Source organism: Corynebacterium sp. LK10 (genome assembly GCF_008042455.1).
GTDB lineage: Bacteria > Actinomycetota > Actinomycetes > Mycobacteriales > Mycobacteriaceae > Corynebacterium > Corynebacterium jeikeium_D.
In genome coordinates this window covers 32,784-55,790 of sequence record NZ_NOVT01000005.1, presented here as the reverse complement: position 1 = coordinate 55,790, position 23,007 = coordinate 32,784, and the positions used below count along the sequence as shown (strand labels likewise).

17 protein-coding genes are annotated in these 23,007 nt (G+C 58.5%); 8 read left to right on the top strand and 9 right to left on the bottom strand.

The features are described from left to right. Nucleotide 1: 1 nt before the first annotated feature. From CHU70_RS02200 to glf, 5 genes are all read right to left on the bottom strand, one after another. Nucleotides 2-592 (bottom strand): phosphatase PAP2 family protein, encoded by a 591-nt coding sequence (locus CHU70_RS02200; protein WP_147719419.1) that lies wholly within the window; start codon nucleotides 590-592, stop codon nucleotides 2-4. Continuing rightward, nucleotides 576-2,636, bottom strand: coding sequence for a glycosyltransferase (locus tag CHU70_RS02195; protein ID WP_147719418.1), 2,061 nt, complete (start codon nucleotides 2,634-2,636; stop codon nucleotides 576-578). Before CHU70_RS02195 ends, CHU70_RS02200 begins: the two co-directional genes overlap by 17 nt. A gap of 200 nt (nucleotides 2,637-2,836) precedes the next feature. Then, nucleotides 2,837-3,850 carry an alpha/beta hydrolase family protein gene (locus tag CHU70_RS02190; protein WP_049171829.1) on the bottom strand — a complete coding sequence of 338 codons (1,014 nt, stop codon included), beginning with the start codon at nucleotides 3,848-3,850 and terminating at the stop codon, nucleotides 2,837-2,839. A 182-nt stretch (nucleotides 3,851-4,032) separates the two neighbouring features. After that, nucleotides 4,033-4,962: a DMT family transporter gene (locus CHU70_RS02185; RefSeq protein ID WP_242451348.1), complete on the bottom strand. Its 930-nt coding sequence runs from the start codon at nucleotides 4,960-4,962 to the stop codon at nucleotides 4,033-4,035. Nucleotides 4,963-4,998: 36 nt separating this feature from the next. Further along, nucleotides 4,999-6,195 (bottom strand): UDP-galactopyranose mutase, encoded by a 1,197-nt coding sequence (gene glf, locus CHU70_RS02180; protein ID WP_049171857.1) that lies wholly within the window; start codon nucleotides 6,193-6,195, stop codon nucleotides 4,999-5,001. Between the two features lie 329 nt (nucleotides 6,196-6,524). Between glf and CHU70_RS02175 the strand changes: the two genes are divergently transcribed. Together CHU70_RS02175 and CHU70_RS02170 are read left to right on the top strand one after the other, a co-directional pair. After that, nucleotides 6,525-8,030: an N-acetylmuramoyl-L-alanine amidase gene (locus CHU70_RS02175; RefSeq protein ID WP_147719417.1), complete on the top strand. Its 1,506-nt coding sequence runs from the start codon at nucleotides 6,525-6,527 to the stop codon at nucleotides 8,028-8,030. An 85-nt stretch (nucleotides 8,031-8,115) separates the two neighbouring features. Continuing rightward, nucleotides 8,116-10,521 carry an N-acetylmuramoyl-L-alanine amidase gene (locus CHU70_RS02170; RefSeq protein ID WP_147719416.1) on the top strand — a complete coding sequence of 802 codons (2,406 nt, stop codon included), beginning with the start codon at nucleotides 8,116-8,118 and terminating at the stop codon, nucleotides 10,519-10,521. Nucleotides 10,522-10,597: 76 nt separating this feature from the next. Here the strand turns inward: CHU70_RS02170 and CHU70_RS02165 are convergent, their stop codons facing one another. Then, on the bottom strand, nucleotides 10,598-11,431 hold the full coding sequence (locus CHU70_RS02165; protein WP_070437289.1) for a Cof-type HAD-IIB family hydrolase: 834 nt from the start codon (nucleotides 11,429-11,431) through the stop codon (nucleotides 10,598-10,600). Between the two features lie 6 nt (nucleotides 11,432-11,437). Further along, nucleotides 11,438-13,087: a 1-acyl-sn-glycerol-3-phosphate acyltransferase gene (locus tag CHU70_RS02160; RefSeq protein ID WP_070546507.1), complete on the bottom strand. Its 1,650-nt coding sequence runs from the start codon at nucleotides 13,085-13,087 to the stop codon at nucleotides 11,438-11,440. Nucleotides 13,088-13,528: 441 nt separating this feature from the next. Between CHU70_RS02160 and CHU70_RS02155 the strand changes: the two genes are divergently transcribed. The 6 genes from CHU70_RS02155 (at nucleotide 13,529) to CHU70_RS02130 (ending at nucleotide 20,652) form a co-directional block, all read left to right on the top strand. Continuing rightward, nucleotides 13,529-15,265 carry a glycerol-3-phosphate dehydrogenase/oxidase gene (locus CHU70_RS02155; RefSeq protein ID WP_147719415.1) on the top strand — a complete coding sequence of 579 codons (1,737 nt, stop codon included), beginning with the start codon at nucleotides 13,529-13,531 and terminating at the stop codon, nucleotides 15,263-15,265. Between the two features lie 248 nt (nucleotides 15,266-15,513). Further along, nucleotides 15,514-16,263 (top strand): MIP/aquaporin family protein, encoded by a 750-nt coding sequence (locus CHU70_RS02150; protein ID WP_187401458.1) that lies wholly within the window; start codon nucleotides 15,514-15,516, stop codon nucleotides 16,261-16,263. Nucleotides 16,264-16,347: 84 nt separating this feature from the next. Continuing rightward, nucleotides 16,348-17,904 carry a glycerol kinase GlpK gene (glpK, locus tag CHU70_RS02145; RefSeq protein ID WP_048732791.1) on the top strand — a complete coding sequence of 519 codons (1,557 nt, stop codon included), beginning with the start codon at nucleotides 16,348-16,350 and terminating at the stop codon, nucleotides 17,902-17,904. A gap of 142 nt (nucleotides 17,905-18,046) precedes the next feature. Then, nucleotides 18,047-19,219 (top strand): alpha/beta hydrolase, encoded by a 1,173-nt coding sequence (locus CHU70_RS02140; protein ID WP_048732793.1) that lies wholly within the window; start codon nucleotides 18,047-18,049, stop codon nucleotides 19,217-19,219. Nucleotides 19,220-19,477: 258 nt separating this feature from the next. Beyond that, entirely contained in the window at nucleotides 19,478-19,813 is a 336-nt protein-coding gene (locus tag CHU70_RS02135) for a PadR family transcriptional regulator (RefSeq protein ID WP_049190945.1), read from the top strand. Beyond that, complete coding sequence (locus CHU70_RS02130; RefSeq protein WP_070549939.1) at nucleotides 19,810-20,652, top strand: DUF5808 domain-containing protein; 843 nt, start codon at nucleotides 19,810-19,812, stop codon at nucleotides 20,650-20,652. Before CHU70_RS02135 ends, CHU70_RS02130 begins: the two co-directional genes overlap by 4 nt. A gap of 334 nt (nucleotides 20,653-20,986) precedes the next feature. Here the strand turns inward: CHU70_RS02130 and serS are convergent, their stop codons facing one another. Next, nucleotides 20,987-22,258 carry a serine--tRNA ligase gene (gene serS, locus CHU70_RS02125; protein ID WP_048731242.1) on the bottom strand — a complete coding sequence of 424 codons (1,272 nt, stop codon included), beginning with the start codon at nucleotides 22,256-22,258 and terminating at the stop codon, nucleotides 20,987-20,989. A 46-nt stretch (nucleotides 22,259-22,304) separates the two neighbouring features. Continuing rightward, a complete protein-coding gene (locus CHU70_RS02120; protein WP_070429918.1) occupies nucleotides 22,305-22,955 on the bottom strand; it encodes a LysE family translocator in 651 nt (216 codons plus the stop codon). Between the last annotated feature and the right edge of the window lie 52 nt (nucleotides 22,956-23,007).

The following is a 23,007-nucleotide window of genomic DNA, read 5'->3' as shown; positions in this document are numbered from 1 at the left end:
GTCACTGTGCATTCCTTTCCGCAATGGAGGGCTGTCTACCCTGGTTATGCTGCGCCTTTTTCGGCTCGATGACCTTATCACCTATCTTGTCCACCGCAAGAGCAGTGGCTGTACCCAGCGCTGCTCCGAGAGCGACATCGGTTGGGTAATGAACTCCCAGCACCAGGCGGGAGAGCATAATCGCCGGCACGCCCACGGCCGGTGCTGCCGGGTAACCCAACTTTGCAATCCCCACCAGCGCCGCCGTCGTCGACGTCGCGTGCGAGGACGGGAAACTCAGCTTGCTTGGCGTACCAACGCCGATTGCTATACGACGGTCATGGGGACGCGGGCGACGGACAATGCGCTTAAGCACCACCGATGCCGCATGCGAGGTAAAGGCGGCCACACCGACCTTTGCCCAGCTAATGCGTCGCTCCTTATCCACCGCCGCCCCGAGGGCAGCGAGCCCCATCCACCCAAGGGCGTGCTCACCGAAATAGCTCATGGCACGCGCGGTGGGCAGCACACCCGGAACGTCGTTAAGCGTGTGCTGAATAGTAACGAGAACGTCGGACTCGCCGAACGGATCGCCTTTAATTTTCGAAGACATTCGCCCAGGCCTTCCTACTGGTCAGATCGTCATAGGCTGCGCGGTAGCGTGCCTGCATTTGCTCGAACCGCTCCTCAACCTGCTTTTGCAGCTCCCAGGATTCTTCCAGCAGAGCCTTGGCCTTGTCGCGGTCACGTTGGCGATACACCACGCCACGGCCGTCAGCGGTGGTGACCGTTGCGCCATCCAGACGCGACAGGGAGAACCAACGAGCCTCCAGCGGCGCCAGGTTTGCCTGCGGCACCGCATGGTGCTCGGAGTTTTCCGGGCGCACGCTGTGAAGCAGCCCCTTGGCCAGCCAACCGACCTTCTTCAGCTTGCCCAGGCGACCACCGACATCCTTTGTCGGAATCCCCGGAATACCGGAGGGCTTTGGCAGATCGCCTGCACTCGGCAGCACAACCGCGTCGGGGAAGCTCTTGCGCAGGGCATTGATGCGCGGCAGCGAGGACTCGAGAATATCGAACAGGTGCTCCGGGCCTGCCAGGAAGTCCTTCATGGCTTCGTTCTGGATGGCAACAGTGGAGTACTCCAGGCACAGAAGGTGCTTGAAAGTGGCCTTGCGCATGGAACGCACGATACCGGCAGCATCGCCCTCGTGCTGAAGGGCCGCGACAATCAAGCGGTTGCGCAGGTGGAAGTACGCCTGCCAATCAATCGCATCATCCTTGTCCGACCAGGCCATATGCCAAATTGCGACGCCCGGCCACGTAGCCGTCGGAAAGCCTGCCTTGCCTGCGCGCAAACCGTATTCGGCATCGTCCCACTTAATAAACAGTGGCAGCGGCTGACCGATTGCCTCAGCGGCGACGCGCGGAATCAGGCACATCCACCAGCCGTTGAACTCAACATCGATGCGACGGTGAAGATCCTTCGAATCGACAACCTCACCGGTTGCGTTAGTGCCGTGCTCCCCGCGATCGCGCAGTGGGTGCGCATAAAAGTCGTGGTCATAGTGGACGTGCGGAGCGGAAGTCCACATGAAGTCATGGCGGCCGATGACTTCACCCATCGAGTGCAAGTGGCTGCGCTCCTGCAGGTTCAGCATCTGACCGCCGACCAGCATCGGGGACTTCGCGAACCGGCCGACAGCGACCGCACGCAGAATGGAATCCGGTTCGATGGCGATGTCGTCATCCATGTAGAGAATGAACGGGCTATCGGTCGCACGCTTCGAATCCGAATCCGGACCGCCCAGGGCCTCATACATAATGCGGGAGTACCCGCCAGAACCACCGAGATTTCCCTGCGGGAAAATACGCAGGCGGTCACCAAAGTGCTCGGCGACAGCATCAAAGCCCGGCTCGTCTGCCGGGTGCTTGGTGCCCTGGTCAGGCATCAAAACAGCATCGATGATGGCATCGACCTCAGGATCCGAGGACAGCGCCTCAAGAGCAGCAACTGCGTCGGTCGGGCGATTGAACGTCGGGATACCGATAGTGACGCGCCCCTCCGGCGCCGGATGCTCCGTGCCGTCCGGGTACGTCTGGCTCGGCGCCTCGATATCGGAGTACCAACCTGCGGAGTGGATTACCACGTCCGTCTCACAGGTGAGGTCGAACCAAATCCAGCCGCCGTCTTCAAATTGCGTCAGCGGTACTGGGATTTCGCAGACGTGGACATCCTTGCCGTCCACCTTGGCTTCCGCGCCTTCAGCCGCCGCACCCAGATCACCGACAACTTCGCCGGTCACGGCGATGCGCGCACCGTCAATCTTCGAACGATAAATGTCCACGCGCGCAGTACCGGACAGTTCCAGGCGCAGGACAACATTGTCCAGATTCGTCCACCGGCGCCAGTAGCTGGCCGGAAAAGCATTGAAGTAGGTTTCAAAACTAACTTCATCACCCGCCGGAATGGTGGCTGACGTGCGCGAATGCGCTTGCACACGACCGGCATTAGTCTCCGGCTCAACCAAGTAGAGCGAGCGGACATCACGGGGCTCACCCAACTTTGGCAGCAAAATCCGCTGCAGGCGTTCAACGGCAAGGCTTGACGACGTTGTCGGGGTATGTGTCCGCTTTTGTTCAGGCTGTGATGCCATGAGACGTATCAACCACTTTCCGAAAGGTCTACCGGGGGTGTTGCCGCCGATAAGTTACCGACGTTTCTATCTCATAGCATCCTAGTGCCCGTGGCGGATTGCCTCTTGTTGCCACGCTAGCGACAGCCCAGAATGTGAAAGCCCCTACGCGCTGCGGACTATCTGCTGCGCATAGGGGCTTTTTCGTTCAGGTTCTAGTTTTAAGCTCCGAGGAAACCTTCGATGCGGGCCTTGGAGTTCTGGAGGTTGCGATCCCAGGTCGGCCAATCGTGGATACCGGTCTGCTCGTATTCAAACGTCGCATCCAGACCGGAGGTACGAGCACGCAACTCAAACTCGCGGGTGGACAAGCGGGACAGCGACTCCAGCGCAACGCCACCGGCCTTCGGGACGACCCGGTAGAGGTTCTTCGGGTCACGAACCTCATCCGGAACACCATTTGCCGAGGTAATAACCAGATCCAGCCCCTTCATCTTCTCGACGTTCAGGTACGGATCATTGCGGACACGCTCCGCTGACATAGGCGCACCCCACATGTCGAAGGAGCTGTAGCCAGCCGACAGCTGAGCGGCCTCAATTGCAGTGGTCATACCCGGCGCAGTGGTGTGCAGGTAACCGGAGAAGGCAAGAGCCTGACCGAACTGGTCTCGGTGGTTGTATGCCAACGATAGTGCAGCAGATGCACCCATGGACAGACCTGCAATGGAGTTACCAGTGCGAGAAATGCCGAACTCACGCTCAAGGTAAACCGGCAGTTCCTGAGTTAAGAAGGTCTCCCACATGTTTACAAACGGACCGTGCACACTAACCGACGGACGCTTCCAGTCGGTGTAGAAGCTACCGCCGCCGCCACCTGGAATAACCAGGTTGACGTTGGATCCCTCAAAAGTACGTGGGGCGTTACCGTGCTCCACCCAGTCAGAGGCATCAGCCGGGCTACGCAGGCCATCTAGCAGGTAGAGAGCCTTGTTACCACCATTGGCAGAGGCCACAATCTGAACCGGAATATTACGGTCCATGGCCGGCGAATAAACCTGGCACTTCTGGGTGAAGTACTGGTACGAATCCCACTCACAACCCGGGCGCAGCGAGCCTCGGTCACCCGCCGCGCTCGCGGCCGGCGCCATGGTCAATGCAGACGCGGCCACAGCTACCGCGGACGCAACGGCTGCAACCTTTCGACGCCAACCACGGAAAGTAGAGGTGATTTTCACGTGTGCATTCTCCTCACAATGTGCGATTCCCCACGGCCGGTGGGAACTATCAGGCGTGTTTCCGCTTCAGGGAATTACCTTAAGAAACAATAAATCTTCGACAAACTTACCCGCATTCACTGTCGTTTTCCAGCAGAACACGTCGAGACCCCACTTTTCGGCGGGTTCTGGTATCCGCATTTTTACTGCGCAAGCCCCCGCAGCTCGCGCGACTCCCGCGCCCCGCGCCAGGTAATAATCGCGCCAGCCGCCGCGATTAGCACGATGCCCAGCGCCATGGACCAAGTCACTCGGTCACCGGAAAACGCCCAGCCCAGGATTGCACCGATGACCGGGTCCAGTGCAAAGAGCGTGCCGACGACCGCCGCTGAGACAATCCCCGCAGCGATGGTGTCCATCACGTAGGGAATAACAGCGCCAATAAACCCGGAAATAACGATGGTGGCCCACATCGAACCGTCGACAAGCGGTGCAGCGGAAACAGAAAATGGCGCGAGCACGATTGCTGCGACGACCACTGACAGCGCCAGGTCGGGCATGCCGCCGCCCTCGGTGCTGCCCATTCGGGCGGAGAAGAGCGTGTAAGCGCCGAAGAAGATTGCACCGATTGCGGCGTAACCAATGCCGATAATGTCAAGGTCATTGGAGGGCTGGGCAATCAGGGCAACGCCGATGAAAGCGACGATGGCCCATAGGCGGGAGCGCCACATTTTCAGCCCCAGGAAGGACACGACGCAGGGGCCGAGGAAGTCGATGGTGACGGCGACGCCCTGCGGGAGGCGGGCGATAGCTGCGTAAATCATCATGCTCATCATGCCCATGGCGATGCCGTAGACCACGATGTTAATGGCGCGGGCGCGGGTCATCCCGGACAGCTTTGGTCGGAACAGAACCACCATGATGATGGCGGCGGCGGTCATGCGCAGGCCCGATATGCCCGGCGCGCCGACCGTGGAAAGCATGCCAGTGACCAGCACGGCCGCGGCCTGTGTGCCAAGAGAACCGATGAGAACCAGAATTACGGGAGCCACCGGCAGAGTGAGAAACTTGTTCACACGCTGCAGCAATGGCCCCTGCTGGGGAATTCCGGTTTGGCTTTTCTCACGCGACACTCGCGCAATACTAGCGCGGGAGCCGCAAGCGGCAAATTAGTGCCCGCGCTCCTGCTCGATTGCTTCGCCGTCGTTGAAGAACGGCGCAATCTTGTTGTCGAACATCGACAGTGCGGAACCGATTGCCATGTGCATATCCAGGTACTGGTAGGTGCCCAGACGACCACCGAAGAGAACCTTGTTCTCCTGCGCTTCTGCTGCAGCGAGCTTGCGGTAGGCCTCCAGCATCTCGCGGTCTTCCGGGGTGTTGATCGGGTAGTACACCTCGTCGTCATCGTCGGCGAAGCGGGAGTATTCCTTAACAATTACCGTCTTGTCCTTGACGTAATCGCGCTCCGGGTGGAAGTGGCGGAACTCGTGGATTCGGGTGTACGGCACATCCGCGTCGTTGTAATTCATCACTGGAGTGCCCTGGAAATCGCCGGTGTTGACAACCTCCATCTCGAAGTCCAGCGTGCGCCAACCCAGCTTGCCCTCTGCGTAGTCGAAGTAGCGGTCCAGCGGGCCGGTGTAGACGACCGGGGCGTCCGGGGAGACAGCGCGCAGTTCGTCGCGCACCTCAAACCAGTCGGCGTCAACAACGACATCAATCTTGTCGGAGGTCACCATGTTTTCCAGCCAGGCGGTGTAGCCGTCGACAGGCAGACCTTCGTAGGTGTCGTTGAAGTAGCGGTTATTAAAGGTGTAGCGAACTGGCAGGCGGGTGATGTTGCCGGCCGGCAGGTTCTTCGGGTCGGTCTGCCACTGCTTGGCGGTGTAGTGCTTGACAAAGGCCTCGTACAGCGGACGGCCGATCAGGGAGATGGCCTTTTCCTCAAGATTCTTCGCGTCACGCGGATCCAGACCATCGGTCTGGTCCTTAATCAGCTGGCGCGCCTCGTCCGGGCTGTAGTACTTGCCGAAGAACTGGTTGATCAGCCCCAGCCCCATCGGGAACTGGTATGCGGTGCCCTTGTACATAGCGAACACGCGGTGCTGGTAGTCGGTGAAGTCAGTGAACTGGTTGACGTAGTCCCACACCCTCTTATTAGAGGTATGGAACAGGTGCGCACCGTACTTGTGCACCTCGATGCCAGTCTCCGGCTCTGCTTCCGAGTAGGCGTTGCCGCCGATGTGGTTGCGGCGTTCGACAACGAGCACGCGCTTACCCAGCTCAGTGGCGGTCCGCTCAGCAACGGTCAAACCGAAGAAACCCGAACCGACCACGATGAGGTCGTAGGTGTTGTCCTTGATGTCCTGTAGGGACTTCGGAGCAAATTCATTGGCAGTGGTGTTCTTTTCGCTACTCACGCCTTAAAACCTATTGCATTTCCATCCGGTTTGCGGGTGTACACGCGGGCTTTACGACGTCCACGTGAGCCCAGCCCAACGTTCGTTTGGTCACATTATTTGATAATTTTCCCAAAATTAACGAGGAAACACAGATGTCTCACTAGATTTTTTTAGTCACACTGGTAACATCCTCCTCAGAATTTTCTGTTGCTTTGCAACTTTCCTTCCCTTCGACCCCGGGTAGACCTCGGGTCGATAACCCTGTACCCCATTTTTTTGGAGCTTTTACCGTGCCAACTCGCCGTCGCATCAATGCCCCGTCGATGGGCCGTCGCACCTTCCTCTATGGACTGGCAGCTACTACTGCCGCAGCTCCGCTAGCAACATGGGGTATTCGCCAGGCCCCTACTCTGGTTGAAAGCCCAGGCGTAGGCCCCATCGCGGCCAAGATCTCAACATCGCCGCTGGTTGACGCTGTCACGATGATGATTGACGACGCAGCCGTCGGCACGCATGCCATTACCGATGCCCTGCACCCGCTTCGCGGATTCGTGAAGGACATCACCCGCGACGAACCGTTCTCCCAGTTCGCACTCACCTGGCCGGGCGATGACAATCTGCAGCTTTACGTTCGCGCCGAGCGCGAAGACGGCAGCTTTGGCCCGTGGTTCCACGCTGATTCACACGGTCCGATGAATAACTCCGGGCAGTCCGGCACCGAGCTGCTGTTCGTTGAGCCCACCCGTCGCGTGCAGGTGTCGACTGTCGGCCTGAACCTCCTCGAAGGTCTGGATCCCCGCAACATCATTGGTATCGACAACCTTGACCCCGCCACTATCGGCGGTTCCCTGCAGGACCTCGTCAGCGCTACGGCCGCGTTGTCCCTCAACGCCGTCCAGGCAGTTTTCATCGACGGCGTAGAGCAGGCCGGCGAGGTTATTCAGCCAGTTGCATACGAGTCGTCGATTTCCGGTGCGCCAAATGTAATCAGCCGTGCAGCGTGGGGCGCAGATGAGTCCATCCGCAGCGGTTCGAGCTCCTACAGCACTTTCAAGGGCGCGTGCATCCACCACACCGCGGGTTCCAATAACTACTCAGAGTCCCAGGGACCAGCCATTGTCCGTGGCATTTATGCCTACCACGCAAATACGCTGGGCTGGGGCGATATTGGCTACAACGCGCTGGTCGATAAGTACGGCAACATCTACGAGGGCCGCTACGGCGGCCTGGACAAGAACATCGAGGGCGCACACGCAGGTGGCTTCAACAACGGCACCTTCGGTATCTCGGTGATGGGCAATCACGACCAGCTGGAGATTCCGGATGCGGCCGTCACTGCACTCGGCGAGATGGTCGGCTGGCGCATGAAGGTCGGCGGCGTCGATCCGATGTCCACCGCCGCACTGACCAGCGCCGGCTACTCGAAGGCACGCTACAGCTCCGGCCAGACCGTGAACCTCCCGGCCATCTTCGGTCACCGCGACACCGGCTACACCTCCTGCCCAGGCACCTTCGGCTACCAGCAGATGGATGCCATCCGCGCTGCAGCCAAAGCCAAGTTTGATGGTGCCGGTGGAGCGGATATTGCCGGCCGCTCGACGGATCCGAACAACCAGGACGGAGAGGCCGCCGGCATTCCGCCGATTCCGGGCACCGGTGAGTCGAGCGACAATGGCGGTTCCCTCGGAAACGTGGAAACGCCCACGCCAGGCGAGGTTGTTGGTGAGTTTCTAACTGAATCCCTGCCAACCAACCCTGCCGAAGCTACGCAGGCCTGGTTCGCACCTCAGAACTAAGTCCCCCGCTTATCCAATCCAGGCATAACCACATCACATTTGTGGTGTAACACCAGATTTTCGTAATCACCCAGGAGTTATTACCGTGTTTAGTCGCCGCCGCATCAATCGCCGCGCAGGTGCCAAGCAATCCTTGGTACTCGCTGCCGTGGCGACCCTTGCCCTGACACCCGTTGCCGTTGTCGGCGCAGGTGCCGCTTATGACCTCATTGAGGAAAACGGCGCCGGCCCCATCGACCCGGTTGTCCAGAGCAAGTCGCTTGCAGACAGCGTCTCCGTTCTCGTCGAAGATGCAGCAATCGCAACGCAGTCGCTTGCCGACGAGGCTCATCCCAACCGCGGTGTCGTCAAGGAAATTACCTCCGATACTGAGTTTTCCCAGTTTGCGCTGACGTGGGCTGGCGACCCTGATATCGCCAGCTTCGTCCGCGCCGAGCGAGCAGACGGCTCCTGGTCCGACTGGTTCAGCGTTGACCCGGACTACCCCGCTGAAGGCAATGGCAACGGCCTGAACGGAACGGAGCTCATCTACATCGAGCCAACCAAGCGCGTTCAGGTTTCCACCCACGGACTCAACATCTTCGGCCCGGGTTCCGGCGTGGATCTGAAGGACATCAAGGGCGCTGAGAAGTTGGATCTGTCCAAGCTCAACCTCGACGAGATTAATGCTGAGGGCGCCAAGAAGGCCGTGGAGGATGCAAAGGATTCCGCTACGGATGCGGCCAAGGATGTCGCCGAAGCCGCTTCCGACTACCAGCAGACTCCGGATGCAGCTCCTGGGGACGCACTCGATGACCCGACTGCTCCGAGCGCTAACGACGCTGCAAATCTGGACTCGCCGAACCTCCCAGTGAAGTGGACGGACATCGAACCGGTCGCCGATGAACTGCCGATCGACCAGGTCGACGCAGTGCTAATCGACGGCCAGGCTGCTGCATCCGGCATCGACCCAATTGTGGATGCCAAGAATGTCACGGGCATGCCGAAGGTCATTACCCGTGCCGGCTGGGGCGCCAACGAGAATAACCGCTGTAAGGGCGCGGACTACGACAGCAAGCTTGTCGGTGCCACCGTGCACCACACCGCCGGTTCAAACAACTACTCCGAGAGCCAGTCCGCTGGTATCGTCCGCGGCGTCTACCAGTACCACGCACAGACTCTGGGCTGGTGCGACATCGGATACAACGCCCTTGTCGACAAGTACGGCAACATCTACGAGGGCCGCTACGGTGGGCTGGATAAGAATGTCCAGGGCGCACACGCAGGTGGCTTCAACACCGGCACTTTCGGCATCTCCATGATGGGTAACTACTCTTCGGTTGCTCCCAGTGAGGCCGCACTGAACTCGGTGGGCAATATGATCGGTTGGCGCCTGAAGGTCGCCGGCATCAAGCCGACCGGCCAGATCCAGATGACTTCGGGTGGCACCAGCTACTCCAAGTACGGATACGGTAAGCAGGTCACTCTGCCGACAATCTTCGCACACCGCGACGTTGGTAACACCACCTGCCCAGGTGATGCTGGCTACGCGCAGATGAGCAAGATCCGCTCGATTGCCGAGAAGAAGTACAACTCTCTCACCAGCGGAAAGATTGATAATGAGGGCCCTGACGGCTTGATCGACCTCCTCGTTCCGCAGGATGAAAAGGACGATAAGACCGCCGAGGACACAGACTCGCAGTCGAGCACGTCGACCTCGACCACTTCGACCACCTCGGCATCCACGGGTACGTCCACGACCTCGTCCTCCGAGAAGTCCTCGAGCGCATCGAGCACCACTTCTTCGACAACGTCGAGCTCCGACTCGACCACCTCGGGTACTTCGAATACCTCGGAGCCAACCGACGCCACGAACACCGGTGACACTGCTACGGCTGACTCCTCCGCACCGTCGGCAAGCGAGCAGAGCAACTCCTCCTCGCCGAGCGCATCCGACGAGCAGCAAAAGGCACAAGCTCTGGAGACAGTCTCGGGTGCACGTTCGATGCTGGCCTCGGCGCTGGGCATGCTCGGCGCACCGGGGCTCGGACAGACCGCCGATGCGATTCTGGGTGCCGTTGGACGCTCGATTGAAAACGGCCCATCGATTGCTGACCTGCCGGTCCTGATTGACCAGATCATCACTATCAATGAGCAGAACGACCTGGCTGCCGAATGGCGCCAAGTCTCCGAGGAAATGGGCTCCGTTCTCGGTTACGCAATGTCCGGTATCCAGAGCGGTTCTACCGTAGCGAACAATGCTGGCCAGGCCGATGCCCTGCGCTACGTGAAGTTCTCCAACGGCGTAATCACCGACTCCGACACCACCGGCGCTCACGCTATCTGGGGCAAGATTGCTGATGAGTGGGCCCGCCAGGGCTTCGAGGTCGGCAAGCTGGGCGCTCCGACGAAGACCCAGGTGGTCGATGGAAACATCGAGCGCGCTGAGTTCCAGAACGGTTCAATCACCTTCGACCGCACCACCGGCGAAGTCAAGACCGAGCTGAAGTAAACGCTGCAGTAAACCCGAAGCAGACGCTGTCGAGCACTGGTCAGCCAGCTGGCGCGGGGAAAAACCTCGAGGCTAGCTAGAACCAGCGCTCCAGCACACGAGCAACACCGTCATCATCATTGGTGGCGGTGATTTCGTCTGCAATCTCCTTGACGTTGTCAGCCGCATTGCCCATGGCCACACCCGTGCCCGCCCACGACAGCATCTCGATATCGTTCGGCATGTCACCGAAGCAGACCACATCTTTCGCGGTCGCTCCGACCAGTTCAGATACGTATTCAAGCCCGGCGCGCTTAGTCACGCCCGGCGCGGACACCTCCAAAAGCCCGTCCGGCATGGAGTAGGTCACGTGCGCCAGGCTCGCGTCAATTGCGGGGGCGACCAGTTCATATAGCTGGGCACTGTTCACATCTGAGTTTCGCAGTAAGAGTTTCGTCGCGGGTTCTGACAACACGGCCTCTTCAGCAAGCTCACCGTGCTCATCCGATTCCCACGCATGATCATAGGACGGTGCCACCACAAAAAGCTCATCGATGGCGTCATTCGCCGATGTCCCAGCGCGCTCTGCCGCAATGCCGATTCCACCGATGGATCGCGTCGCTTCGCGCGCATGCTTAACGACGTATCGCAGCGTCTCTGGCTTCAGTGTGTTGGCGGCAACTACTTCATCACGGCCGGAGTCGTAAATCACGGCGCCATTGGCGCACACGCACAACGGCTGAACCGGCAGCTGCTCGAGCACTGGCTGCAACCACCGGGCCGGCCTTCCCGTGGCCAGCACCAACGGGGTGCCGCGGCGTAGCATTCGCGTGACGGCCTGCCGCAGGCGGGGAGTTACCCGCTCCCGCGAGTCGATGAACGTCCCGTCAATATCCGAAGCTACGAGTAGTGGATGTAGTCTCTCGGTCACTTCGAACTACTTGCCGTCCTCACTGTTGTCATCTTCACCGTCATCGCAAAACCGGTCGTGCAACAACTGCAGCGTTGTGGCTACTCCCCCATGCTCGACAGTGTCAATTACCCAGTCCGCGTTCTTCAGCAAGGCCCAGTCCGCATCGGCCATAACTACCGGCATGCCGACACGCTGTGTAGCTTCCTCAAAGTTCGAGCGACCGGCGAAAAGAATCGCGGTTTCTTCCTTGCGAGCCTGCTTGCGCAGCGTGCTAACCACCGCATTTGTGACGTCCAGCTTGCTGGCGCCCTCCGGAAGTTCCACGACCTGCAGGTCAACCGATTCCAAAGCCGATAGATTCGGCTTATCTCCCGACTCGTGCAGAACAACGATTGTGGCTCCGACATCACCGAGCTGCTGCAAGGCCTTGATAGTTTCTTCGCTAATTGTGCCCGCGTCGTCGGCAAGCGATGCGGGGTAATCGAAGATAAACGTCTCCGGCTGAGCGGCGATGAGCCTGTTCAAGCGCTGTGGAAGCTTGTCGCGAATCATCATCGACTGGCCGATAAGACGGTAAACGGTCTGCTGCGTCTGTTCAACACCAGAGGCGGAGGCCTTCTCGAGCTGCACGTACGCTTCGCGGAACGTCACACGCATCGAATCCGTGGCAGTACGCACGGACTCCTTGCTCTCCTTGGCACCGGCGACGACATCATCAGCCATCTGTTCCACAGACTGACGGAACTGCGCCAACAGCGCGGTCGTCTGTTCCCTTCGACGAGCAGACTCCGCGCTCATCGTGTGCGAGGCATCGAGGAACTGCTGCCTGGTCTGATCGCCGAACTCACGCGCACTATCGCCGAATTCACGCGCCGACTCGGCTAGCTTTTCCTTGAATGCGGCCAGGTCACCGCGCAAATGACGGATACGCTGACGCTCTTCTTCGACTTTCAGGTCCTCTGCCTGGGCCTCTTCGAAAGTCGGTGCTCCGCCGCCAAGGCGAGCCGGTACCCAGTAGGCGCCCTTCGGCAGCGGACCTTCTTCAGCTGCGTACTCGTCCCAGAGCTGACGGACACCCTGATCCATGATTTCGTGTAGCTTTTCGGTGGCCTCTGCCGGATCGCCCTCCGGGGTCCACGGCGGCAAAACCGTAATATGAATCGGAGTATTACTGCGACCGAGATGCTTGGGGTGCCCCTTCGTCCACACGCGCTGGGATCCCACAATCAGCACTGGGATGATGGGCTTGCCGGTGCGCTGCGCCATACGCACCGCACCCGACTTCAGATTCTTGACTTCAAAGCTGCGCGAGATAGTCGACTCCGGGAAGATGCCTACCAACTCGTCGTTTTCCAGCTTTGCGCAGGCCTCTTCGAAAGACTTGGAGCCGTCGGTGCGGTCGACCGGAATGTGCTTACAAGCACGCATGATTGGGCCTGCAATCGAATGGTCGAAAACTTCCTTCTTCGCCATAAAACGGACAAAACGACGATGCTTGCGGAATGGAAGACCGACATAGGTGAAGTCCATGTATCCGGTGTGGTTAGTAACGAGAACGGCGCCAGAGTCTTTCGGCACGTTTTCCCAGCCCTTAACGGTGAACTTCAAACCTTGGGCAAAGAAGACGGTGCGCGCCAATCCGATAATCGTTAAGTACACAGGATCCTTGAACATGGCCTTTACTCTACAATCTTTCGCACCCCTTAGCGGGGCAATATGTACTGGTATCTGAGACTCGTGAATAAATGTCGTTACAGGCTCATATTCATGTGTAAATGCGAGCGCAGTTCCAGTCATCGCCTCTCAAATACGCCACACGCCCGCCGTGCACCCATTGCCCACCCATCAGCCATCTTTAATACCCCCATTATGGGGGGGTTCATTGCCAGCTGACTTTCAGTCTAAAAGCAGTAAATCTCTATTAACATAGCCATCTACCTGCGGAAAATCGGACAACATTACTGGCGCGATTTTCGTGACTTTTTGCCCCATTATTTATATCTACGCAACCGTAGGTTAGCGCTTACAAGTAAGCCAAGTTTTGGTAACCTGAGCCGTGAGCCGAGAAATTCTCTTCGACGAAAAATCAACGCCCCCACCGGGAAGGATTGGAAAATGTCGTCCTCTTCATCTCTCGCCCCATCTGCAGTTCTAAACAAGGAACAGCATGAAAAGACCTGGGAGAAATTCGGTACCGAGCAATACGACGTCGTCATTATCGGCGGCGGTTCTGTAGGCGCTGGCGCTGCGCTCGATGCCGCAACCCGTGGTTTGAAGACTGCGGTCATTGAAACTCGTGACTTCGCAGGCGGTACCTCTAGCCGCTCCTCAAAGATGTTCCACGGCGGTCTGCGCTACCTGCAGATGTTGGACTTCCGCCTGGTAGCTGAATCCCTGCGCGAGCGCGAACTGTCCATGTCGCATCTGGCACCGCACCTGGTTAAGCCACTGCGCTTCGTCTTCCCTCTGACTCACCGCGTATGGGAGCGTCCGTTCATGGCATCGGGCTTCTTCCTTTACGACGTCATGGGTGGCGCCAAGCAGGTTCCGATGCAGAAGCACTACTCCCGCAAGGGAACCCTGAAGCAGGCTCCGGGCCTGAAGGAAGATGCCGTGGTCGGCGGCGTTCGCTACTACGACACTCTGGTTGACGATGCCCGTCACACCATGACTGTCCTGCGCACCGCTGCTCACTTCGGCGCTGACGTCCGCACCTCCACCCAGGTTGTCGACTTCGTGAAGGAAGGCGAGCGCATCGTCGGCGCGAAGCTCCTTGACACCGACACTGGCGCGACCACCACTATCCGCGGCAACGTTTTCGTCAACGCCACCGGCATTTGGTCCGATGAGATTGAGAAGCTGGCTGGCGTCACCGGCAAGTTCCGCGTCCACACCTCCAAGGGTGTCCACATTGTTATTCCGAAGTCCGCTCTTGAGGGCTCGGTGGCAATGACCTTCGTGACTGAGAAGTCCGTCCTGTTCGTTATCCCGTGGGGTGAGTACTGGATTATCGGTACCACCGACACCGACTGGACCATGAACCTGGCAAACCCGGCAGCTACCCGCGCTGACATCGACTACATCCTCGATCACGTCAACGCCAAGGTTCGTCGTCCGATTACTTACGACGACATCGTCGGTGTCTACTCGGGTCTGCGTCCACTGGTGGAAGGCGACTCTGACTCCACCACCAACCTCTCCCGTAACCACGCTGTTGCCCACGTTGCTCCGGGCATGGTCTCCGTAGCAGGCGGTAAGTACACCACCTACCGCGTCATCGGTGCCGATACCATTGACGCTGCAGTCCAGGATGTCCCACGTAAGGTGCCGGAGTCCGTCACCGCTGATGTCCCGCTGCTCGGTGCTGATGGTTACCACGCACTGAACAACCAGAAGGCAGAGCTGGCCAAGCAGTTCGGTATCACCGAAAAGCAGGTCGAGCACCTGCTCAACCGCTACGGCTCCCTCATCTACGAGGTTCTGGCTCCGACAGCCGAGGACAAGTCCCTGCTCGAGCCGCTGGAGGCTGCTGAGCAGTACATGCGCGCTGAGGTTCTCTACGCCGTGACTCACGAAGGCGCAATGCACCTCGACGACATCCTGGAGCGCCGCCTGCGTGTCTCCATGGAGTACGCACACCGCGGTGTCGACAGCGCCCGGGCCACCGCTGAACTGGTTACCCCAGCTCTGGGTTGGGACAAGGACACGATGGAGAAGGAGATCAAGGTCTTCATCGAGCGTGTCGAAGCAACCCTGGCAGCTGAACGTGAGCTGACTGACAAGGCCGCTAACGAGATTGCTGCTCATGCAGTGGAGACTCGCGCGGACGTCGATGTCAGCCTCGACCGCTAGTTTGCCCCTCCCCTCCCCCGGTGGCCGTACGAGTTAGTTCTTAGATGGCCACCAACGCTGTAGCCACAACGAAATAGCTTTCCCTCTTGGGAAAACGGCTTCGCACTTCAAGGGGCTAATGGGCTCGAAATAAAAGTGCCGGCGAAAAGAATCAGTTCTCGCCGGCATTTCTTATACCCAAAGAATTTACGTTGCAAGATTCATCGTGACCTCGCCCGGTCACGACTCACAGAGAGTTTCTACATCTCATGGAGACAATCACAGGATCCCAGGCATTCCTCTGGGAGTTTTTCGGAACCGCCATTCTAATCCTCCTCGGTAACGGAGTCTGTGCTTCTATCAACCTCCGGACAACCCGCGCTGCAAATGCAGGCTGGTTGGGCATTGCCTTCGGCTGGGGTATGGCTGTTTTCGCTGGTGCATCTATTGCCGACGTATCCGGTGGGCACTTGAACCCTGCGGTAACCGTTGCCCTGGCCATCAAGGGCAGCCTGGGATGGGACCTGGTTCCGTACTATGTTGCAGGTCAGCTGTTGGGCGCATTCGTAGGTGCAATCCTGGCATGGGCCGCTTTTAAGCAGCTGTTCGACGCCAATGGTGTCGACGAAAACGGCAACCCAACCAATGCGAATGCCGAAACTGGCGGCAACTTCTTCACCGCGCCGGTTCACCCAAATAACTTTTGGAATGCCGTCACCGAGTTCATCGCGACCTTCGTTCTGCTCGCATTCATCCTGTTCGGCCCAGCCGGCGGCGAACTTGGCCCGCTGACCTACTTCGGTGTCTCGTTCATCATTGTGTCGATTGGTCTTTCCCTTGGTTCCCCGACCGGATACGCCATCAACCCTGTTCGTGACCTCGGCCCGCGTTTGGCCTACGCTTTCGTGCTCCCGATTAAGGGCAAGGGCGATGCGAACTGGGCCTATGCATGGGTTCCGATTGTCGCACCGATGCTGGCAGCCGTGGCTGCAGGCGCTCTTGCCTTTGCCATCGGATAACGGGAATATGAGAGATATCGCACAATAAAATATCGCAAGCCTGAACACTCACATTTACACACAATTTCGCTAGGAGTATCCCCCATGACGCACAGCAAATACGTCCTCGCCATTGACCAGGGAACTACTTCCACCCGCTGCATCATCTTCAACCATGACGCAGAAATCGTCACTGTTGCACAGATGGAACACAAGCAGATTTTCCCGGAAGAGGGCTGGGTCGAGCACGACGCTCAGGAGATTTGGACCAACACTCGTCGAGTAGTCAGCGAAGCTCTCGCCGATGTCGACATTGCTTCCCAGGATATTGATGCCATCGGTATCACCAACCAGCGTGAAACCACTGTCGTCTGGGACAAGAACACTGGTGAACCGGTCTACAATGCCATCGTCTGGCAGGACACCCGCACGAATGAGATCTGCAAGGAACTCATGGGGGATGAAGGCGCTGACCGCTGGCGTGAGACCACGGGCCTACGTATCAACTCCTACCCAGCTGGCCCGAAGGTGCGCTGGATTCTCGACAACGTCGAGGGAGCTCGCGAAAAGGCTGAGGCTGGCGATCTACTCTTCGGCACCATCGATACTTGGCTGCTGTGGAATCTCACCGGTGGTGCAGAGGGCGACAACGGCGAAGACGCAGTTCACGCAACCGACGTCACCAACGCCTCCCGTACTCTCCTGATGGACCTCAAGACCCTCGAGTGGGATGAGGACATTTGCCGTGAAATTGGCATTCCGATGTCGATGCTGCCTGACATCCGACCGTCGGTAGGCGACTTCGGCCGTATCCGCGCCCGCGGTTCTCTTGCGGAGCGACCGATTACTGGCATCCTCGGCGACCAGCAGGCCGCCATGTTCGGCCAGGGCTGCTTCGGCGAGGGCGACACCAAGAACACCTACGGCACTGGGCTGTTCATGCTAATGAATACTGGTGAGAAGCCGAAGTGGTCTGACCACGGACTCATCTCCACCGTCTGCTACCAGGTCGAGGGAGAGAAGCCGGTCTACGCGCTCGAGGGCTCCGTCTCCATGGGCGGCGCACTTGTTCAGTGGCTGCGTGACGAGCTGCAGATGATTCCGAATGCGGCATCCATTGAGAACAAGGCAAAGAGCGTCAAGGATAACGGCGGCGTGTACATCGTGCCGGCCTTCTCCGGTCTTTTTGCTCCTCGTTGGCAGCCGGACGCTCGTGGCGTCATCGTCGGTTTGACCCGTTTCGTCAACCGAAACCACATTGCCCGTGCTGTGCTGGAGGCTGCTGCGTACCAGACCCGCGAGGTCCTCGACGCCATGGTCGCAGAATCCGACACGGACATCACAACGCTGAGCGTTGATGGTGGCATGACCATGAACGAGTTCCTCATGCAGTTCCAGTCCGACATCCTGAATGTCGCTGTCACACGCCCGAACAACATTGAAACCACGGCCCTTGGTGCGGCATACGCTGCGGGCCTTGGCATTGGCTTCTGGTCGAACCTGGATGAGGTCAAGGCTCACATCACGATTGACAAGAAGTGGCGTCCGAAGATGGAGGCCGAAGAGCGCGATCGCCTGTTCCACCAGTGGAACCGTGCCGTTGAGCGCACCTATGGTTGGGTCGAGGATACGGATGCTGAGGAGGCACCGAAGCCTGAATAAGTCCTCGTAAGAGCCGAAAAATAGCCCGGAAAACCTATTCGGTTTTCCGGGCTATTTTTATTATAAATTCAGGGCTTGTTTGTTATAATAAAATTATTATAACTATCATCCACTCCTCGATTGAAAACAGAAAAGAGCAATCATGCGTCGCGCATCAATTTTCACTGCGAGTGTGACCACCGCCCTGACTTTGGCCCTGGCCACCCCGGCAGCATCAGCAGCCCCAACGGACTTCATCAAGAACCCGCTGGAACCAACTCCCGACCCGCAGTCCACTGCAATGGTCGAGCTGCCCACCACCCCGGCACCAACCACTACGGTTGACGGACGCCACGTTACGGTCACCGACGGCTACATGACCTCACAGGATGGCAAGGGCACCCAGATTTACTGGAAGTCCAACACCATCCCGAATGCCAAAGCCACTGTCGTCGTCGTGCATGGCGCTGCAGAACACCTGGGTCGCTACGAGTGGGTAACCGGCAAGCTGCTGAACGCCGGCTACAACGTTTACCGCATTGACCACCGTGGGCACGGCCACTCGGGCCAGGTCGAAGGAACCCCAGTTGCCCGTGGCCATATTGATGATTTCCACTCGCTTGTCGATGACCTGCACATGCTCGTCGAAAAGGCCAAGGCGGAGAACCCGAGCACGAAGACCTTCCTGCTCGGCCACTCCATGGGCGGCCTTGCCGTGGACTTCCACGGCATCAAGTACCCGGGCAGTGTCGATGGCATTGTCGCCAACGGTGGTGGCGCTCTTTTCAACCCCTACGGTGGCACGGACGAGGGCGAAACCATCACCCCAGAGGCCATGACCGATGTCCAGCGCGAGGCGCAGCCGACGATTTACCAGCGCCTGCCATTCCAGGACATGACCACATTCAACACTCGCATGCTCAAGGAAGTGCCGAACCGCACCGAGATGCGCGTGCCATCACTACCCGGCAGCGACTTGATTCAGCTTGGCAACCCGCTGGGTTCGAAGACCTCTTCTTCGCAGGCAGTGCGTGATGAGTACGAAACTGATCCGTACAACAACTCCAAGCTCTCGCTCGGCATGGCTCAGCAGATGGCTTTTGCCGCCACCTACAACGGCACCAACTCCGTCGACTTTGTTGAGCCGACCCTGGTCATGATGGGCGGCCAGGATGAGATTGTGCCGCCGTTCTTCTCGCGCGACTGGTACAACGGCATCTCGTCCACCGACAAGCAGCTGATCGAGTTCGAAGGCCAGTTCCACGAGACCTTCAACGAGCCGGCACAGCACGAGGCCATTGCGACGGCTATTGCCTGGCTTGATGCGCGTATCTAATTGAACGCTAAATAGGAACCGAACCGCTTCCTAGCAGTTACGAGTTCTCCATAGAGCTAACCCGGTGGAATGAGGGGCGATTGCCTTCTGGCAATTGCCCCTCATTTTCTTTGCCCTGCCCTCTCCGCGCCGTATAAAGCATGCAGTACTTGGCAATACAAACTACTGTGCGTATAGTTGGTATTACAAGGTACTAGGTATGAAAAGTATTCTGCCTGGGCAGATTCCTCCATACCGCCGGAAAGAAAGCACAACGCTATGCCCAAACGTCCACAGACACAACTGAAGAAAGGGGTACTTGAGCTCGCCATTCTCAAGCTGATTTCTCGCGAAGAGCTCTATGGCGCGGCACTCGTCGCAAAGCTCAACGCCTACCCCCACCTCAGCGCGCCCGCGGGAACCGTCTACCCCCTACTCTCGCGGCTGACCACCAACGGCTTGATTAGCAATCGCTGGGAGGAATCCCCCAAAGGGCCGCCGCGCAAGTACTACTCACTGACAGCCAAAGGAAAGCAAACACTCACGCAACTGCATCAGGACTTCATCGACCTATCCGCCGACATGACCGCACTATTTTCCGAGGAGCCCCAATGAACACCTACCTCACTGCCATTGACCACAAACTGCGCGAAATCGGCATATCGCACGCACAACGCAAGGCGATCATCGCCGAGCAGGAGAGTCTTCTGCAAGAGCTTAACGACGTCCACGCGGACCTGACCGAAGAGCTGGGAACGGCGACCGACTACGCAAATTGCGTAGCCGAACAAGTTGGCGAACCAAACACCTTGCGCAGGTACCTCTCCAAACCGCTTCGGGTATTTACCAAAAGCGGTCGCGCTTCCCTGTGGAACATGGACGACCCGCGGATCCTCCAACCTCACCTGTTGGGTTTTGGCTGGTCTATCAACTGGGCCGCAGTAGCGACCAAGCTGGGGATTGTCCGACCGGACGATATTGACGGTGAGGTTATCTCTGAAATTCCAGCTCGCACACTGCAGGCGACCGCTCTTCTCCCCGCGGCCGTGACGGTTGCGCACGGAGTCGCACTGGCTATGTCCTGGAAGCAGTTGCCTGCAGAAGTCCACACCAAATGGAAGCTAAACGGCGAGGCAGTTCAGAAGACAGCACCGAAGGAAACTCTGCTTCTTCCCTTCGTGGTTTCTACGGTCGGAGCTGGATTTTCAGCTGCTTCGCTGCTCAAGGCAGATGACCGTGAAGACGCGCTGCGCGTTGCGTCCCTAGGCGCGCTCGCAAGCACAATTGCGCCATCTCAGCTGATCGGCATTCTCACGGAAGAAAACTCCAAGCTCAATCCAGCATTTGTGCGAGCTGGCGTTGCCCTCACTTCGGCCGTGGCTTCGTCTGCCTGCCTCGTCCTGCCCCTCCGAGCTGGGCTGAAGGCTGCGTGGAAGAAAGCTGGAGCAGCTTAAATCACGGTGCAGGATACATCAGCAGGTGAAAGACACATCAGCAAAATTGCTGTAATCCCGAATGTTGTACACAACCTCTACCACCTCGAGTGAGGCTATCCCCCTGGTTCAGTTGTGTTTTCGGTTGTGTTTCTACTCTCAACCTTCCTGGTGTTTTTACCTTCTCAATCCCCCAATTAATTTTTTAGCGCAGCTAAACAAGTCACGCCTGAAAAAAGCCACTTCACGACACAGGCGTCACCTCATGCCAGCTGTGGAGGTGGCATGAGGTGACATAGGTGTCGTGAAGTCGCGGATGAACTGGGGCGGGGCCGCACCTGCTTAACCGGCTCGCTTAACCGGCTCGCTTAACCGGCTCGAGAACTTCCTTGCCCATCATGAACGGGCGCAGCGCCTCCGGAATCACCACAGAACCATCGGCCTGCTGGTGGTTTTCCAGAATGGCGACCAGCCAACGCGTCGTGGCCAGCGTGCCATTTAGGGTGGCGCAGTACTGAGACTTGCCATCGGCATCGCGGTAGCGGGTCTTCAAACGACGAGCCTGGAAAGTCGTGCAGTTCGAAGTCGAGGTCAACTCGCGGTAGGTGTTCTGCGTCGGCACCCATGCCTCGGTATCGAACTTGCGGGCAGCCGATGCACCCAGGTCACCACCAGCAACATCGATGATGCGGTACGGAACATCGACCGCGGCCAGCATCTCGCGCTCCATGTTCAGCAGCTTCTGGTGCTCTGCCTCCGCCTGCTCCGGCGGACAGTAGGAGAACATCTCCAGCTTGTCGAACTGGTGTACGCGCAGGATACCGCGGGTGTCCTTGCCGTAAGAGCCCGCTTCACGACGGAAACAGGAAGACCAACCAGCGTAGCGACGCGGCCCCTCCGACAGGTCAATAATCTCGTTGGAGTGGTAGCCGGCCAGCGCGACTTCCGAGGTACCGACCAGGTAGAGGTCATCTTCCTGCAGGTAGTAGATCTCATCGGAGTGCGCACCGAGGAAGCCAGTACCCGACATGGTCTCCGGACGAACCAGCACCGGCGGCACCATCAGCTGGAAGCCATTCTGAGTTGCCTTCTGAGCAGCCAGGTTCATCATGGCCAACTGCAGCATGGCACCGTAACCGGTCAGGAAGTAGAAGCGGGAACCGGAGACCTTGACGCCACGCTCCATATCAATAAGACCCAGCGACTCACCGAGGTCCAGGTGATCTTTGGGCTCAAAATCGAACTGTGGAATCTCGCCAATTTCCTCCAGCACGACAAAGTCATCTTCGCCACCGGCGGGCGCACCCGTAACGATGTTGCCAATCAGGTACTGCAGACGCTCGACCTCAGCCTCGGCTTCCTTCTGCTCCGCTTCGGCTGCCTTCACGGCGTCGGAAAGCTCCTTGGCCTTCTCCAGCATGGCCGGGCGCTCTTCCTTCGACGCCTGACCAATCTTCTTACCGAAGCCCTTCTGCTCTGAACGCAGCGCGTCGGTGGAGGCAATAACCTCACGGCGCTTAGCGTCAGCTTCCAGCAGCTGATCGACCAATGCCGGGTCCTCACCACGGGTGCGCTGGGACTCGCGGGCTACTTCAGGGTTTTCGCGGAGAAATTTGAGATCAATCACGTTACCTAGAGTACCTGGTTTACGTCGATAAGCAGGTACGCGCGGGTTAGAGCGCCGCTTCCGCTCCTGAGGCGACCAGCAGCGCGCCGAGGACGAGGAAGATCGCGCCGGCGACAGTGTCAATCCACGGCCCTGCCAGCACCATTCGCTTGACGACGGCATCCGTCGACACCACGATCGCGATAAATAGGAAGAAAGTGATTTGGGAGGCGATTAGCACCAGCGTACAAAGCACGAGCGTCCCCACAGATGCGCCCGCGGGAATGAACTGTGAAAGCACTGCCGTGAGGAAGAGAACAATCTTCGGGTTCGACATGTTGGTGAAAAAGCCCTGGCGGAACGTCGCCTTCGGCGACCGGAGCGCCTCGCTTCCCAGGGCTGGTGCGGCACCGGCGCGCAGTTCGCGGAGGGTATTGATACCTGCCTTGGCCATACTGATGCCCATGTAAATGAGATAACAGCCACCGACGAGCTGGATTACGCCCATCAGCAAAGGATTGGCGGTGATGACAGCTGCGAACCCAAAAACGGTAAGCGTCATCCAGATAGTGGCGCCAGTACTGATACCTGCAACCGCTGCGATCGCGTGCTTTCGGGATTTGGTGGCAAGGCGCAGGATTAAGAAGACGTCAGGCCCTGGTGAGGCCATACCAATAATGTGGACGCCCAGCAGGCTGAGTAGTGCAGTCCAGGTCAAGACTCGTGTCCTCGGGTAGCGAACGAATACCGGACTATTGTAGTGCTTAAAG

Coding starts and splice junctions, on each gene's coding strand:
- CHU70_RS02200 (WP_147719419.1), bottom strand. CDS start 592: ATGTCTTCGAAAATTAAAGGCGATCCGTTCGGCGAGTCCGACGTTCTC.
- glpK (WP_048732791.1), top strand. CDS start 16,348: ATGACGCACAGCAAATACGTCCTCGCCATTGACCAGGGAACTACTTCC.
- CHU70_RS02130 (WP_070549939.1), top strand. CDS start 19,810: ATGAACACCTACCTCACTGCCATTGACCACAAACTGCGCGAAATCGGC.
- CHU70_RS02135 (WP_049190945.1), top strand. CDS start 19,478: ATGCCCAAACGTCCACAGACACAACTGAAGAAAGGGGTACTTGAGCTC.
- CHU70_RS02155 (WP_147719415.1), top strand. CDS start 13,529: ATGTCGTCCTCTTCATCTCTCGCCCCATCTGCAGTTCTAAACAAGGAA.
- CHU70_RS02160 (WP_070546507.1), bottom strand. CDS start 13,087: ATGTTCAAGGATCCTGTGTACTTAACGATTATCGGATTGGCGCGCACC.
- CHU70_RS02140 (WP_048732793.1), top strand. CDS start 18,047: ATGCGTCGCGCATCAATTTTCACTGCGAGTGTGACCACCGCCCTGACT.
- CHU70_RS02195 (WP_147719418.1), bottom strand. CDS start 2,636: ATGGCATCACAGCCTGAACAAAAGCGGACACATACCCCGACAACGTCG.
- CHU70_RS02150 (WP_187401458.1), top strand. CDS start 15,514: ATGGAGACAATCACAGGATCCCAGGCATTCCTCTGGGAGTTTTTCGGA.